We start from the raw sequence: 13,968 nt of genomic DNA, 5'->3' as shown, positions 1-13,968 counted from the left end.
CAAATTTGGCGGAACGTGAAGCAAACCGAGAAAAGAAGCTTAATATCTCGGTATCGACCACTACTCCCTGAGCCGTCCTGGGCCTGGAGCAGCGTCTGGTCCGCTTCAGTTGCGCTTTTGCTCAAACGAAGCTACAGCAGTGGCAGGGCAGTCCGTCCAACGGGCCGTCCCTCCTGCTGGGTTCCGCGCCTTAAGGGCTTTGCGGAATCTGCCGACGCTGCTCTGCCAGTTCTGCGGCCACGGTCGGTTGCGCCACCCTTTGGATGCTGCCCAGCGTCCATCCAGTCCGCCAGCCCCAGGGCTTCCGGGTTCACCCCTTCCGGCCTCCATGCGCCGGTTCCCTTCCCTCGGTTCCACGCCGCCGGTCCATGGCCATCGGGTCCTCCCCGCCCGGCCTCTCCAGTCCCCTCTCTCTCCCCGCCGCGGGAGCTGCCTCCATGTCGAAGAAGCGCAAGCGGATCAGCCGCCGTCGTCTTGCCGGTCAGCGCGTCCTGGCCCATGTCTCCACGTTCAACCTGGAGACCGGCTCCCACAAGCCCGTGACGGCTGCCCGCCGTTACATCGCCGAACAGGCCCTGGTGCCGCCGGCCCTACTCAACGTGCGCCGCAACGAGCACACCACCGACCGCTTCTTCTGGGGTGAGAAGGGCCTGTTCAGCGCCCAGTACGCCGAGGAGAACCACTTCCTGTTCCCGTCGCTGCGCTCCATCGTGGACAGCATCGGTGAAGAGGTGCTGTTCGAGGGCATCGAGGCCCTCGCCTCCGACGACTGGGAGGAAATGGAAGAGTACGAATACGCCTTCGTCTGATCCACACCTGCTTCTGAGTCAGCTCAGGCCTCCATCCAGGCGTCCGTGATGGCGCTGCGGATGGAGGGAATCAGGGCCATGTCGATCGTGTGGCCGCCCGGGAAGCCCAGCAGTTCCACGCCATGGCCGCCGGCCCGCAGCCGATCGGACAGTTCGACGCTGGCGGCGAAGGGCACCACCGGATCCTGCTGGCCGTGGGTGAGCAGCACAGGGAAGCTCTGGCGGTCTCCGCCGCAGAGTTGCCAGTCAGGGTGGGGGTAGCCGCTGCAGCCCACCACCCCAGCCACGGGCAGGCCGGCCCCGCCGCTGGCCACGTCCAGCGCCATGGCGGCACCCTGGGAGAAGCCCAGCAGCACCGTGCGCCGCAGCGGCACCTCCTGACCCAGGGCCTCCAGCCGCTGGCGCAGGCCCTCCAGGGCCCCAGGCAGTTCGGGCCAGCCGCTCTGCTGCAGGTCGTACCACTGCCGCCCCGCACCGCTGGGGTGCAGGCCAGGGGCCCGCAGGGCCACCACGCTGGTGTCTGCGTTCACCAGCAGGTCGGCCAGATCGAGCAGGTCGTCGGCGTCGGCGCCCCAGCCGTGCAGCAGCACCAGCCGCCGATCGGCGCTGCTGGGCCCCCGACGCAGCAGCGCCTCGGCCGGTGGCGGTTGGGGTGCGGGCACGGCGTGGAGCAGGGCTGGCGGCAGCAGTCTGGGCCACGGGCCGCTGCGTAGGTTGGCCTTCTGCCCCTGCCCAGCTGCCACCATGGCCCCCACGGCTCTCCTGAGCGTCTCCAACAAGGATGGTCTGGTGCCCCTGGCCCAGGGCCTGATCGCGGCGGGCTACCGGTTGATCTCCAGCGGTGGCACCGCGGCGGCGCTGCAGACCGCGGGCCTGGCGGTGACCCGGGTGGCCGAGCACACCGGCGCTCCGGAAATCCTGGGGGGCCGGGTCAAGACCCTCCATCCCCGCATCCACGGCGGCATCCTGGCGCGGCGCCAGGACCCCTCCCACCAGGCGGATCTGGACGCCCAGGCCATCGATCCGATCGACGTGGTGGTGGTGAACCTCTACCCCTTCCGCGAAACGGTGGCCGACCCGGCCGTGCCGTTCGACACCGCCATCGAGACCATCGACATCGGAGGGCCGGCCATGGTGCGGGCTGCGGCCAAGAACCATGCCGATGTGGCGGTGCTGACCAGCCCCCAGCAGTACGCCGCCTTTCTCGAGGCCCTGGCCGCCGGCCCCCTCAGTCATGATCTGCGCCGCCGCCTGGCCCTGGAGGCCTTCGCCCACACGGCCGCCTATGACGCGGCAATCAGCCGCTGGCTGGCCGAGCGCCTGGCCGCTGAGCCGGAGGCCCCACCAGCGGCTCAGCCAGAGCCGGAAGCCACAGCTGAGCCCCTGCAGCTGGCGCTGCCTGCTCGCCAGGCGCTGCGCTACGGCGAAAACCCCCACCAGCCGGCCACCTGGTACAGCGCAGCCAGCGCCGGCTGGGGCGCGGCGCGGCAACTGCAGGGCAAGGAGCTCAGCTACAACAACCTGATTGATCTCGATGCCGCCCTGGCCACGGTGCGGGAGTTCGGCTATGGCCTGGCCGCCCAGCCCGCGGCGGTGGTGGTCAAGCACACCAACCCCTGCGGTGTGGCCACCGGCAGTGGCTGCGCCGATGCTCTGCACCGCGCCCTGGAGGCCGATCGCGTGTCGGCCTTCGGGGGCATCGTGGCCCTCAACACGCCGGTGGATGGCGACGCTGCCGCCCATCTCACCAGCCTCTTCCTGGAGTGCGTCGTGGCCCCGGCCTTCGAGCCTGAGGCCCTGGAGCAGCTGAGCGCAAAGGCCAACCTGCGCCTGCTGCAGCTGGCCCCCGAGGCGATCGAGCGGGCCCCACGCCAGCAGCTGCGCACGGTGCTGGGCGGGGTGCTGGCCCAGGAGCTCGACGATCTGCCGGCCGAGCAGAGCAGCTGGCAGGTGGTGAGCCAGCGCCAGCCCACGCCCCAGGAGCTCGCCGACCTGCACTTCGCCTGGAAGCTGGTGCGCCACGTGCGCTCCAACGCCATCGTGGTGGCCCGGGACGGCCAGAGCCTGGGGGTGGGGGCGGGCCAGATGAACCGGGTGGGGTCGGCCCGGCTCGCCCTGGAGGCCGCCGGGGAGCGGGTGCGCGGGGCCGTGCTGGCCAGCGACGGCTTCTTCCCCTTCGACGACACGGTGCGGCTGGCGGCCGGCCTGGGCATCCGCGCGGTGATCCAGCCAGGCGGCAGCGTGCGGGACAAGGACTCGATCAGAGCCTGCGATGAGCTGGGGCTGGCGATGCTGCTCACCGGCCGACGCCACTTCCTGCACTGAGCCCCAGGCTGGGCTGGACAGCGAGGGGGCGGGGCTCAGTTGTAGTTTCGCTGCATCGTCTCCGCCCCGGCCACGCCATGCCTGAGTCGCTCGCCTACGGCCTCAACTTCCTGCATCCGCTGATGATGTGGAGCCTGCTCGGGCTGTCCGGCTATGGACTGTTCCTGGGCATCAAGGCCAAAAAGCTGCGCACGGCACCCGATGCCGAAACCCGCAAGCAGCTGATCAAGGGTCAGTACGCCAAGCGCCATTTCCAGGTGGGCAGTGTGCTGCTGGCCCTGGTGGTGATCGGCTGCTTCGGCGGCATGGCCGTCACCTACCTCAACAACGGCAAGCTGTTCGTGGGCCCGCACCTGCTGGTGGGGATCGGCATGACCTCCATGGTGGCCCTGGCCGCCTCGCTCACTCCCTTGATGCAGCAGGGCAACCTGATCGCCCGCAAGGCCCACGTGGGGCTGAACATGCTGATGGTCACGCTGTTTCTGTGGCAGGCGGTGAGCGGGATGCAGATTCTCAACAAGATCTGGGAGAACCGCCCAGCCTGAGCTGGCCGTTCAGAATTGCGCCCGCCGCCTGGGGGGAGGCTCCAGCCCGTGGCTGTTGTGGAAATCGTCCTGCACCTTCCAGGTGAGCTTGCGGGACACCTGGCGCACGATCTGGCGCAGCAGCCGCTCGCCACTGCTCTGCACCAGGCCATCCGGCAGCAGCGTGATCACCCCGGGCAGACGGATCCAGACGCTGAGGGCCAGATCCCAGCGCACCAGAGTGAGGGGCGCCTCCAGCTCGGCAGTGTTGTCGAGCCGCAGGGACGCCTGGAAATCCACGTCATAGAGACCCTCCAGGCCGGTGTCCCCCGCCGGGCTCGGCACCGTGAGAATCCGGTAGACCCCCTCGCTCTGGGGCAGCAGCTCCAGGGCGATGGTGGGCTCCACCTCGAAGCCGAAGTTGCCGAAGCGCCCCAGGGTGAGACTGTAGCCATTGGCGCCGAGGGGCTCCACGGCCATCGGCGCGGCGCAGCGGCTGAACCAGCCCTCGTGGCGATCCAGATAGTGGGCCACCGCCTCGCTGGGCGCCCGCATCTCCATGAGATCAGCGAAGCTGCTCTGGTACAGGCGCACCCGGGAGTCGTCAGACTGGCGCAGCGGCGGAATGTCGTCCCGCTGGGCCGACCCGAGTGGCGCTGTCGACAGGGGGGTGGACGACAACAGCGACGGACGCAACGACAGGTTCAACCGGAACCGGCTCGGCGGACCCAGGTCACGAGCGCATGGCTCCAGCCCAGGGATCGCTGTGCTCACAGTTCTACAGGCACCAATCTAGAGGCCCAGCCTCAGGCCTCGCTCAGCTCGATCAGCCGCTCGATCACCGCCTCCACGATGCGATCCGGGGTGGAGGCCCCGGAGGTGATCCCCACCCGGATCGGTCCCTCCGGCAGGAAGGGCGACTCCTCGGTGAGCTCACCGCCAAGGGGCATGTGCTCGATGCGGTTGCCCGGACCGATGCGTTCGGGGGTGTCGATGTGGAAGGAGCGGATGCCGCGGCTCACGGCGATCTCCTGCAGGTGGGTGGTGTTGGAGGAGTTGTAGCCGCCGATCACCACCATCAGGTCGAGGGGCTCATCCACCAGGGCGAACATGGCGTCCTGGCGCTCCTGGGTGGCATCGCAGATCGTGTTGAAGGCCAGGAAGTGCTCGTTGAGCTCGGCGGGACCATGGCGCTGCAGCATCGTGCGCTCCACCAGCCGGCCGATCTCCTCGGTTTCGCTCTTGAGCATGGTGGTCTGGTTGGCCACCCCGACCCGGATCAGGTCGCGGTCGGGATCGAAGCCCGGTGAGCAGGCCTTGGCGAAGCGGGCCATGAAGGCCTCCCGGGCGGCGGTCCGCTGCTCGGCGCTGAGGTTCTGGTTGCCGAGCAGCACGTAGTCGCACACCAGCTGGGCCTCGGCCAGGTCGAGCACCACCAGGTAGGTGCCGGCAAAGGAGCTGGTGGCCAGCGTTTCCTCGTGCTTCACCTTGCCGTGGATGATCGAGGTGAAGGCATGCTTCTTGTGCTTCTCCACGGTGTTCCACACCTTCGACACCCACGGGCAGGTGGTGTCCACGATGTGGCAGCCGCGCTCATTGAGCAGCTGCATCTCCTGCACCGTGGCGCCGAACGCCGGCAGGATCACCACGTCGCCACCGGCCACGTCGGAGAAGTCCTTCACACCCCCCTCCACGGCGATGAACTGCACGTTCATCTCGCGCAGATGGTCATTCACCGAGGGGTTGTGGATGATCTCGTTGGTGATCCAGATCCGCTCACTGGGGTAGTGGCGGCGGGTCTCGTAGGCCATGGCCACGGCGCGCTCCACACCCCAGCAGAAGCCGAAGGCCTCGGCCAGGCGCACATTCAGCCGACCGCGCTGCAGCGCGTAGCCGTTGCCCCGCAGCTTGGCCACCAGATCGCTCTGGTAGGCCTGCTCGAGGCTGCCGGCCACCTCTTCGCCCAGGCCGAAGCCGCGGCGGTTGTAGCGCTCCGAATGGTGCAGGGATCGCTTGAAAGCACGGGTATCCACGGCGGCCCACAGCAGTGGCCGAACTCTATGGGCCTTCGCGCACGGCTGCCGAATCGCCGCAGCAGGGCCGTTCACCTGGCTAGTGATCTGGCTGGCGCGGCTCCACACCGGCCAGCCCCTGCCAGTGGACGCCGCTGGCCGTGAAGCGGAACACGCAGGGCAGCACCTCCACGCCCGCCGCCAGGGCGGCCCGAAACAGCTCTCCGTAGCGGGGATCGGCGGCATCCCCAGGGGCAAAGCGCTCCACGTCGCCCCGGCTCAGGCAGGGCAGCAGCACGGCGCGGGCCTCCGGCAGCAGGGCCGTGAGCTCCACCAGGTGCTTCTGCCCCCGCTCGGTCACGGTGTCCGGAAAGAGGGCCAGCCGGCCCTGGGTCCAGGTGGTGTTCTTCACCTCCACGTAGATGGGGCGCGGATCGGCGGCCCCTGCCGCTGGCGTCAGCAGCAGGTCGATGCGGCTGCGGCGGTTCTGCCCGTAGGGCACCTCGGCCCTGATGGCGCCGATCGGGCCCAGCTGGGGCTCCAGGCAGCCCGCCTCGATCGCCGCCCGCACCAGCCGGTTGGGCAGGGCCGTGTTGATGCCCACCCAGACCGGCTGGCCATCGGCGCCCTCCACCTCGGCCTGCTCCCAGGTCCAGGCCAGTTTGCGGCTGGGTGAGGGGGCGTGCCGCAGCAGCACCCGCCCGCCGGGCTGCAGCACCCCGGTCATGGGCCCGGTGTTGGGGCAGTGGGCCGTCACCACGCTGCCGTCCTGCAGCTGCACGTCGGCCAGGAAACGCTTGTAGCGCTTGAGCAGCACCCCCTCCACCAGGGGGCCCAGCTCCAGGATCAGCGGGGCCATGGCGCAGCAGCCGGGGCGGCGAAGGGACGCCCGCCATACTGCCGCTCAAGCCAACGGGCCCAGGGGCCCGGATCCATGCCCCAGTCCCTGCGTCGCATTGCCCTGATCGTGGCCGCTGCCACGGCGATCAGCAAGGTGGCCGGCCTGGTGCGCCAGCAGGTGATCGCCGCCTCCTTCGGGGTGGGCATGGCCTACGACGCCTACAACTACGCCTATGTGCTGCCGGGCTTCCTGCTGATCCTGCTGGGCGGCATCAACGGTCCGTTCCACAGCGCCATGGTGAGTGTGCTGGCGCGGCGGCCGCGGCAGGAGGGGGCCCACGTGCTCGCGGCGATGAACACCCTGGTGGGGGCGGGCCTGCTGGTGGTGACCGTGCTGCTGCTGGTGGCGGCTGGCCCGCTGATCAGCCTGGTGGGGCCGGGCCTCGATGCCGAGCGCCACGCCATCGCTGTGGTGGAGCTGCGCTGGATGGCGCCGATGGCCCTGTTCGCCGGCCTGATCGGCCTCGGCTTCGGGGCGCTCAACGCCGCCGATGAGTTCTGGCTGCCGTCAGTGAGCCCGTTGCTCTCGAGCGTGGCGGTGATCGCCGGCCTGGGGCTGCTCTGGTGGCAGCTGGGGCCGGCCATCACCCTGCCGGAAAACGCCCTGATCGGCGGCGTGGTGCTGGCGGGCAGCACCACCCTGGGAGCCGTGCTGCAGTGGCTGATCCAGCTGCCGGCGCTGGCGCGCCAGGGGCTGCACCGCTTCCGGCTGGTGTGGGACTGGAAGGATCCCGGCGTGCGCGAGGTGATGCAGGTGATGGGCCCGGCCACCCTCTCCTCCGGCATGTTGCAGATCAATGTGTTCGTGTCGCTGTTCTTCGCCTCGGGAATTCCGGCGGCGGCGGCGGGGCTGGGCTACGCCAACCTGCTGGTGCAGACCCCCCTGGGGCTGATCTCCAACGCCCTGCTGGTGCCGCTGCTGCCGGTCTATGCCCGGCTCACCGCTCCCGAGGACCGCCCCGAGCTGGTGGCGCGGATCCGCCAGGGCCTGATGCTCTCCAATGCCTCGATGCTGCCGCTCGGGGCCCTGATGACCGCCCTGGCGGTGCCGATCGTGGCGCTCGTCTACGAGCGGGGAGCCTTCGATGCCGGTGCGGCCACGCTGGTGGGCCAGCTGCTGATGGCCTACGGCATCGGCATGCCGGCCTACCTGGCCCGCGATGTGCTCGTGAGGGTGTTCTATGCCCTCGGCGACGGCGTCACCCCTTTCCGCTGGTCCCTGGCGGGGATCGGGCTCAATGCCATCTTCTGCTGGACCTTTGTGGGAGGCCCTGTCCCCGGGGGCGGCCAGTTGCTGCCGGGGCTCTATGCCGGTGCCGCCGGGCTGGTGCTGGCCACCGTGGCGGTGAACCTGATCACCTGCGCTGCCCTGCTGCTGGCCTTGCAGCTGCGGCTCAACGGCCTGCCGCTATGGCGCTGGGGGCGCGACACCGCCCTGCTGCTGGCCGCCGCCGTGGCCGGAGCCGCGGCGGCGCGGGCCCTGGCGCTGCTGGTGGGCTGGCCCGACAGCCTGATCGGCAGGGCCCTGCAGGTGGGTCTCAGCAGCGGACTGGGAATGCTGGTGTACGCCAGCCTCTCCCACTGGGCCAGGGTGCCTGAGGCCCAGCAGGTGGTCAGCCAGCTGAGCCGCCGCCTGGCCTGGCCCGGCCGTCGCTGACAGGCTTGGCCGGTCAGGGCCTGAATCAGGGCCTGGGCCCCACCTGACGCTCCTCGCGCACCTGCAGTGGCAGCTCCAGATGGGAGCGGCCCAGCAACTGGGGGCCCTGCACCGACACGATGCGGGCCTCGATGCCGAAGTCGCGGAAGGCGGTTTCCAGCTCCTGGATCAGGGCCTTCTCAACCTGGGCCTCCGCATCCACCACCTTGCCGATCAGGCGGCTGCCGAGCTTGCCGATCCGTTTGCCGACGACATCGCGGGCATTGGTGACCTCAATCAGCAGCACGGCCCAAGAGCATGGGGCGCAACCTTATCGGCCTTCACCACAAAATCGGTCGACTCGGCAACAACAAGCGCTCAGCGGCAGAAGGGTTCGATCACGTCTTCCAGATCCCGCAGCTGCCCGGGAGGCACCAGCCGGGCCAGGGGCAGGCGGGTGCTGCCCCCGCCGATCGGCACCTGCACGGCCTCCAGGGCCTGGCGGGCACACACCCCACTGCCGGCGTCGAGCCGGGCCGCGCACTCGATGGCCAGGGTCTGGGCCAGGCCGGCATCGCCCAGGTACAGGTGCCAGCCGGCCACCTGCAGGTAGAGCCGGTCGGCCAGGGCGAGTTCCAGGTCCTTCAGTTCACTGGCGGAGAGACTCATGCTTCGGGGGCCGGGCGCATGGCGATGACCACCCCAGCGTGCATCAGCAGGCCCGTCAGCCACAGCAGGCTCACCAGGTTGAGGTGGGTCCAGGGGTGACGCAGCTCCTGCACCACCCAGAGGCCGCTGTTGATGGCAGCAAACAGGGCGGCGTGCAGGGTGAGGTTCACGATCCGCTCGAAGTGCCGGAAGGTGGGGTCTTCCGGGTTGGAGGGGCCGTACCAGCGGATGGGCATGGGAGAGCTCTGGGGGATCAGGGGCGGACCGATTGACGGATGGGCCCTCCGTGCGCTGAGAATGGTGCCATGCGCTTGTAGCTCAGCGGATTAGAGCATCTGACTACGGATCAGAGGGTCGGGAGTTCGAATCTCTCCAGGCGCGCTTTCAACCCACCCTGCTCCGGCTCCGCCTGGAGCTGTTTTTTTTGGTGCTGTCCTGGGCGGGGGGCGGCCTCGGCTGACGTGTCTTTACGATCGATGCAAGACCCAGAACTGCTTCGATGGCCGACCCCGCGATGGCTGCCTCTGTGATGGCTGCTTGCGCCAGCCACGACCAACCCCTGGCGGCCGCCGACCCCGCCATCGCCGCCCTGATCAGCAAGGAGCTGGAGCGCCAGCAGACCCACCTCGAGCTGATCGCCTCGGAGAACTTCACCTCCCGCGCTGTGATGGAGGCCCAGGGCTCGGTGCTCACCAACAAGTACGCCGAGGGCCTGCCCTCCAAGCGCTACTACGGCGGCTGCGAGCACGTGGACGCCATCGAGGAGCTGGCGATCGAGCGGGCCAGGCAGCTGTTCGGAGCAGCCTGGGCCAACGTGCAGCCCCACAGCGGCGCCCAGGCCAACTTCGCCGTGTTCCTGGCCCTGCTGCAGCCCGGCGACACGATCCTGGGCATGGACCTCAGCCACGGCGGCCACCTCACCCATGGCTCGCCGGTGAACGTGAGCGGCAAGTGGTTCGAGGCCGTGCACTACGGCGTGGACCCCGAAACCCAGCAGCTCAACTTCGACAGCGTGCGCCAGCTGGCGCTGCAGCACCGGCCCAAGCTGATCGTGTGCGGCTACTCGGCCTACCCCCGCAGCATCGACTTCCAGGCCTTCCGCGCCATCGCCGATGAGGTGGGCGCCTTCCTGCTCGCGGACATGGCTCACATCGCCGGCCTGGTGGCCGCCGGCGTGCACGCCAACCCCGTGCCCGTGTGCGATGTGGTCACCACCACCACCCACAAGACCCTGCGCGGTCCCCGCGGCGGCCTGATCCTCTGCCGCGATGCCGAGTTCGGTAAGCGCTTTGACAAGGCGGTGTTCCCCGGCAGCCAGGGCGGCCCGCTGGAGCACGTGATCGCCGCCAAGGCGGTGGCCTTCGGCGAAGCCCTGCTGCCTTCCTTCCGGGCCTACAGCGAGCAGGTGGTGCGCAATGCCCAGGCCCTGGCGCAGCGCATCCAGGAGCGGGGCATCGCCGTGGTCAGCGGTGGCACCGACAACCACCTGGTGCTGCTGGATCTGCGCAGCATCGGCATGACCGGCAAGGTGGCGGATCTGCTGGTGAGCGACGTGCACATCACCGCCAACAAGAACACGGTGCCCTTCGATCCCGAGTCCCCCTTCGTCACCAGTGGTCTGCGCCTCGGCACCGCCGCCTGCACCACCCGCGGCTTTGATGCCGAGGCCTTTGCCGAGGTGGCCGACGTGATCGCCGACCGCCTGCTCAACCCCGAGGATGGGGCGATCGAGGAGCGCTGCCGGCAGCGCGTGGCCGGGCTCTGCGAGCGCTTCCCGCTCTACGCCCCTACCCGTGAGCTGCAGCCGGTCTGAGCCCCTCCCCTGCCCGTAATGTGGCGGCCTACGCCCTGCCCCCAGGCGCCTGCGTCGGCCCGCTGTCGTGACCCTTGCCTACAGCCCCAACGCTGCAGCGCTGCTCACCTTTGCCGTGGCTGCCGTGCTCACCGCCCTGGTGGTGCCGGTGGTGCGGCGGCTCGGCCTGAGCTGGGGGCTGATCGACGCCCCCGACGCCCGCAAGCAGCACACCACCCCGATGGTGCGGCTGGGGGGGGTCGGCATCGTGATCGCCTTCAGCCTGGCTCTCGCCCTCACCTGGCAGCTCGGTGGCTTCGCCCAGCTGGAGGCCAGCAAGGATGCCCTGATCTGGACCACCCTCGGCGGCTCGCTCTGTTTCTTCGTGATCGGCCTGGCGGACGATCTGTTCGCCCTGCCCCCCTTGCCGAGGCTGCTGGGCCAGCTGCTGGTGTCGACGGCGGTGTGGCTGGAGGGGGTGCGGATCGGCAGCATTGATCTGCCCTTCGGCTGGATGGGGGCACCCTCCGCCGTGCTGCAGCTGCCTGACTGGCTGAGCCTGCTGGCCACCCTGGTGTGGCTGGTGGGCATCACCAATGCGATCAACTGGCTCGATGGCCTCGATGGTCTGGCCGCCGGCGTGAGCGGCATCGCGGCTGTGGGTCTGCTCTCGGTGAGCTTCAGCCTGGATCAACCTGCCGCGGGCCTGCTGGCCGCGGCCCTGGCCGGCAGCTGCCTCGGCTTTCTGCGCCACAACTTCAACCCCGCCCGCATCTTCATGGGGGATGGCGGCTCCTACTTCCTGGGCTTTGCCCTGGCCGCGATCAGCATCGTGGGGCCGGCCAAGGGGCTCACCAGCGTCAGCCTGCTGCTGCCGCTGCTGATCCTCTCGCTGCCGGTGGCCGACATGTCAGCGGTGATCATGGGCCGCCTCCGGGAAGGCCACTCGCCCTTTTATCCCGATCGCCGCCATCTGCACCACCGCCTGCTGCGCACGGGCCTGAGCCATCGCCGCACGGTGCTGCTGATCTATGCCTTCACCCAGTGGCTGGCCTCCCTGGCCCTGGTGCTGGTGAATGCCGAGATGCGCTTCCTCTGGCTCGCCCTGGCCACGGCGGTGCTGATCTGGGTGCTGGTGAGCACCCGCCGCGCCCTGCAGCGCCAGGACAGGCCCGTGGCGCGGCTGCGATGACCTCCGACCTTTCCGGCAGCCCACAGCCGGGCAGCGCCGAGATCCTCTGCGTCGGCACCGAACTGCTGCTCGGCACGATCACCAATGGCAATGCCCGCTGGATCGCCGAACAGCTGGCCGTGCTCGGGGTGCCCCACCTGCGTCAGGAGGTGGTGGGAGACAACCGCGCGCGGCTGATCGCCGCCGTGCAGCAGGCCTCGCGCCGCTGCCGCCTGCTGATCACCACCGGCGGCCTTGGGCCCACCCCCGACGACCTCACCACTGAGGCCATCGCCGCGGCCTTCGCCACTCCCCTGCAGGAGCGGCCGGAGGTGTGGGCCGACATCACCGCGAAGGCCCGCAGCCGCGGCCGGGAGCTCTCGCCCAGCCTGCGCCGCCAGGCCCTGCTGCCGCAGGGTGCGGTGGTGCTCCCCAACCCCACCGGCACAGCGGCCGGAATGATCTGGAGCCCTCTGCCCGGCTTCACGCTGCTCACCTTCCCGGGGGTGCCGAGCGAGATGCGGGCCATGTGGCAGGCCACGGCGGCCCCCTGGCTGCGGCGGGAGGGTCTCTCCCAGGGGGTGTTCGCCAGCCGCTTGCTGCGCTTCTGGGGCGTGGCCGAATCAGCCCTCGCCGAGCAGGTGGGCGACCTGCTGGCGGGCAGCAACCCCACCGTGGCCCCCTACGCCGGCGCCGGCGAGGTGAAGCTGCGGATCACGGCCCGGGCGGCTTCACCCGAGCAGGCCTCCACCCTGCTGGCGCCCGTGGAGGCGGAGATCCGCCGGCGCGCCGCCGAGGCCTGCTTCGGTGCCGACGACGACAGCCTGGCCTCGGTGGTGCTGGCGGCTCTGCAGCAACGCGGCGAGAGCCTCGCCGTGGCGGAGAGCTGCACGGGGGGCGGCATCGGCGCTGCCCTGGCGGCGATCCCCGGGGCCTCCGCGGCGTTCCTCGGCGGGGTGATCGCCTACGCCAACGCGGTGAAGCAGGGGGTGCTGGGGGTGCCGGAGGAGTTGCTTGAGCGCCACGGGGCGGTGAGTGATCCGGTGGCGGCGGCGATGGCGGAGGGGGCCTGCAGGCTCACCGGAGCCCACTGGGGCGTGGCCGTGAGCGGGATTGCCGGTCCGGGGGGCGGCAGCCCCGACAAGCCCGTGGGGCTGGTGCACATCGCCGTGGCGGGCCCCGATGGCACCCACAGCGCCGCGGTGCGCTTCGGCAGCAGCCGTGGCCGCGCCTGGATCCAGACCCTCACCACCGGAGAAGCGCTTGATCGGTTAAGGCGGCGTTTGTCAGCCAGCTGAACGATCTGCCTCCCTGCAGGGGGCGACCCGCGTGCCAGCGCCTGGATGAAGAGGAGGTCGAGCGGGATAACGAATCAATGTGACTAGGGATACCATCGAACGGCTAAGAACCGGTTAAGGCCTGTTCTCCCGACGACACCCGCATGCTCCATCTCGACGCCTCCACCTATGTGGGCAGGGGTCTGCACCGCGAATGCCACCGCCATCCAGAGGATCCGAGCCTCTGCGTCAAGGTGGACATCGGCGGCGACCCCCACGACAGCCGTCGGGAGCAGCGCTTCTACCGCCACCTGCAGCGGCGCGGCATCAGCTGGGATGCCGTGCCGCGCTGGAACGGCACGGTGCCCACCAACCTGGGAGTGGGGTCGTGTTTCGAACTCATCCAGGACACGCCGGGCGTGGTGGCGCACACGCTGCAGCATTACCTCGAGTCCAATGAGGCCTCAGGTCTTCACTGTCGTGGCCTGCGCGATGGGCTTCTGGCCCTGAGGCGCACCATGCTGAGCGACGGCATCGTGACCCTGGCCCTGCGCCCCAAGAATGTGGTGTGCCAGCGCCTGGGCCCCCAGGCCTTCCGGCTCTACATCGTGGACAGCATCGGCAACACCGACTTCATCCCGATCGCCACCCACAGCGGCTGGTTCGCCCGCCGCAAAGTGGCCCGCAAGTGGGCGCGCTTCGATCAGATCCTCCTGGTGCGCTACGCGCAAAATCCTTTCCTGGCGCAACTTCTGGGCCGGCTGCCGCTGAGCAGGGTGGTGACGAACGCGCTGCCGGATGCGGCGCTCGCTACCCAGAGGGTGGCCCCCTGACGGGCGCCATGAGGAGCGCC

The 13,968-nt window shown here is 69.8% G+C and carries 15 protein-coding genes and 1 tRNA gene; 9 read left to right on the top strand and 7 right to left on the bottom strand.

Features of this window, described 5'->3' with window-relative positions:
• Window positions 1–437 precede the first annotated feature (437 nt).
• The gene (locus CyaNS01_RS12840) at window positions 438–809 is read left to right on the top strand and encodes a DUF3155 domain-containing protein (RefSeq protein ID WP_186697401.1); all 372 of its coding nucleotides are present in this window, start codon (window positions 438–440) and stop codon (window positions 807–809) included.
• A gap of 23 nt (window positions 810–832) precedes the next feature.
• Here CyaNS01_RS12840 and CyaNS01_RS12835 read toward each other — a convergent pair whose 3' ends face one another.
• A complete protein-coding gene (locus tag CyaNS01_RS12835) occupies window positions 833–1,471 on the bottom strand; it encodes an alpha/beta hydrolase (RefSeq protein WP_225875681.1) in 639 nt (212 codons plus the stop codon).
• Window positions 1,472–1,553: 82 nt separating this feature from the next.
• On the opposite strand from CyaNS01_RS12835, the gene purH reads away from it, so the two are divergent.
• The gene (gene purH, locus CyaNS01_RS12830; RefSeq protein WP_186697399.1) at window positions 1,554–3,134 is read left to right on the top strand and encodes a bifunctional phosphoribosylaminoimidazolecarboxamide formyltransferase/IMP cyclohydrolase; all 1,581 of its coding nucleotides are present in this window, start codon (window positions 1,554–1,556) and stop codon (window positions 3,132–3,134) included.
• A 77-nt stretch (window positions 3,135–3,211) separates the two neighbouring features.
• Window positions 3,212–3,679, top strand: coding sequence for a DUF4079 domain-containing protein (locus tag CyaNS01_RS12825; protein WP_186697398.1), 468 nt, complete (start codon window positions 3,212–3,214; stop codon window positions 3,677–3,679).
• 9 nt (window positions 3,680–3,688) lie between these two features.
• On the opposite strand, the gene CyaNS01_RS12820 is transcribed toward CyaNS01_RS12825, so the two are convergent.
• The 3 genes from CyaNS01_RS12820 to sfsA all read right to left on the bottom strand — a co-directional run bounded on the left by CyaNS01_RS12820 (window position 3,689) and on the right by sfsA (window position 6,529).
• Window positions 3,689–4,339: a DUF1997 domain-containing protein gene (locus tag CyaNS01_RS12820; protein ID WP_370561568.1), complete on the bottom strand. Its 651-nt coding sequence runs from the start codon at window positions 4,337–4,339 to the stop codon at window positions 3,689–3,691.
• Between the two features lie 125 nt (window positions 4,340–4,464).
• Entirely contained in the window at window positions 4,465–5,691 is a 1,227-nt protein-coding gene (locus tag CyaNS01_RS12815) for a 4-hydroxy-3-methylbut-2-enyl diphosphate reductase (RefSeq protein WP_186697397.1), read from the bottom strand.
• Window positions 5,692–5,770: 79 nt separating this feature from the next.
• The gene (sfsA, locus tag CyaNS01_RS12810; protein WP_186697396.1) at window positions 5,771–6,529 is read right to left on the bottom strand and encodes a DNA/RNA nuclease SfsA; all 759 of its coding nucleotides are present in this window, start codon (window positions 6,527–6,529) and stop codon (window positions 5,771–5,773) included.
• A gap of 75 nt (window positions 6,530–6,604) precedes the next feature.
• On the opposite strand from sfsA, the gene murJ reads away from it, so the two are divergent.
• A complete protein-coding gene (murJ, locus tag CyaNS01_RS12805; RefSeq protein WP_186697395.1) occupies window positions 6,605–8,227 on the top strand; it encodes a murein biosynthesis integral membrane protein MurJ in 1,623 nt (540 codons plus the stop codon).
• Between the two features lie 25 nt (window positions 8,228–8,252).
• Here murJ and CyaNS01_RS12800 read toward each other — a convergent pair whose 3' ends face one another.
• From CyaNS01_RS12800 to CyaNS01_RS12790, 3 genes are all read right to left on the bottom strand, one after another.
• Window positions 8,253–8,513: a cytochrome-c oxidase gene (locus CyaNS01_RS12800; RefSeq protein ID WP_186697394.1), complete on the bottom strand. Its 261-nt coding sequence runs from the start codon at window positions 8,511–8,513 to the stop codon at window positions 8,253–8,255.
• Window positions 8,514–8,584: 71 nt separating this feature from the next.
• On the bottom strand, window positions 8,585–8,875 hold the full coding sequence (locus CyaNS01_RS12795) for a DUF3181 family protein (protein ID WP_186697393.1): 291 nt from the start codon (window positions 8,873–8,875) through the stop codon (window positions 8,585–8,587).
• The gene (locus CyaNS01_RS12790; RefSeq protein ID WP_186697392.1) at window positions 8,872–9,111 is read right to left on the bottom strand and encodes a hypothetical protein; all 240 of its coding nucleotides are present in this window, start codon (window positions 9,109–9,111) and stop codon (window positions 8,872–8,874) included. The genes CyaNS01_RS12795 and CyaNS01_RS12790 overlap by 4 nt, the downstream gene beginning before the upstream one ends.
• A gap of 71 nt (window positions 9,112–9,182) precedes the next feature.
• On the opposite strand from CyaNS01_RS12790, the gene CyaNS01_RS12785 reads away from it, so the two are divergent.
• The 5 genes from CyaNS01_RS12785 to CyaNS01_RS12765 all read left to right on the top strand — a co-directional run bounded on the left by CyaNS01_RS12785 (window position 9,183) and on the right by CyaNS01_RS12765 (window position 13,948).
• Window positions 9,183–9,256, top strand: a tRNA-Arg gene (locus CyaNS01_RS12785).
• 133 nt (window positions 9,257–9,389) lie between these two features.
• Entirely contained in the window at window positions 9,390–10,688 is a 1,299-nt protein-coding gene (gene glyA / locus CyaNS01_RS12780) for a serine hydroxymethyltransferase (RefSeq protein WP_186700808.1), read from the top strand.
• Window positions 10,689–10,755: 67 nt separating this feature from the next.
• Window positions 10,756–11,859, top strand: coding sequence for a glycosyltransferase family 4 protein (locus CyaNS01_RS12775; protein WP_186697391.1), 1,104 nt, complete (start codon window positions 10,756–10,758; stop codon window positions 11,857–11,859).
• Window positions 11,856–13,136, top strand: coding sequence for a competence/damage-inducible protein A (locus tag CyaNS01_RS12770; RefSeq protein WP_186697390.1), 1,281 nt, complete (start codon window positions 11,856–11,858; stop codon window positions 13,134–13,136). Before CyaNS01_RS12775 ends, CyaNS01_RS12770 begins: the two co-directional genes overlap by 4 nt.
• Before the next feature lie 143 nt (window positions 13,137–13,279).
• Window positions 13,280–13,948 (top strand): YrbL family protein, encoded by a 669-nt coding sequence (locus CyaNS01_RS12765; protein WP_186697389.1) that lies wholly within the window; start codon window positions 13,280–13,282, stop codon window positions 13,946–13,948.
• Window positions 13,949–13,968: the final 20 nt, after the last annotated feature.

The sequence above is a fragment of the Cyanobium sp. NS01 genome (genome assembly GCF_014280235.1).
Classification (GTDB): Bacteria; Cyanobacteriota; Cyanobacteriia; order PCC-6307; family Cyanobiaceae; genus NIES-981.
Note: the sequence above shows the minus strand (reverse complement) of the source record. Positions and strands in the feature narration are given on the sequence as shown.

Coding starts and splice junctions, on each gene's coding strand:
- murJ (WP_186697395.1), top strand. CDS start 6,605: ATGCCCCAGTCCCTGCGTCGCATTGCCCTGATCGTGGCCGCTGCCACG.
- CyaNS01_RS12790 (WP_186697392.1), bottom strand. CDS start 9,111: ATGCCCATCCGCTGGTACGGCCCCTCCAACCCGGAAGACCCCACCTTC.
- CyaNS01_RS12840 (WP_186697401.1), top strand. CDS start 438: ATGTCGAAGAAGCGCAAGCGGATCAGCCGCCGTCGTCTTGCCGGTCAG.
- CyaNS01_RS12825 (WP_186697398.1), top strand. CDS start 3,212: ATGCCTGAGTCGCTCGCCTACGGCCTCAACTTCCTGCATCCGCTGATG.
- CyaNS01_RS12770 (WP_186697390.1), top strand. CDS start 11,856: ATGACCTCCGACCTTTCCGGCAGCCCACAGCCGGGCAGCGCCGAGATC.
- CyaNS01_RS12795 (WP_186697393.1), bottom strand. CDS start 8,875: ATGAGTCTCTCCGCCAGTGAACTGAAGGACCTGGAACTCGCCCTGGCC.
- sfsA (WP_186697396.1), bottom strand. CDS start 6,529: ATGGCCCCGCTGATCCTGGAGCTGGGCCCCCTGGTGGAGGGGGTGCTG.
- CyaNS01_RS12765 (WP_186697389.1), top strand. CDS start 13,280: ATGCTCCATCTCGACGCCTCCACCTATGTGGGCAGGGGTCTGCACCGC.
- glyA (WP_186700808.1), top strand. CDS start 9,390: ATGGCTGCCTCTGTGATGGCTGCTTGCGCCAGCCACGACCAACCCCTG.
- purH (WP_186697399.1), top strand. CDS start 1,554: ATGGCCCCCACGGCTCTCCTGAGCGTCTCCAACAAGGATGGTCTGGTG.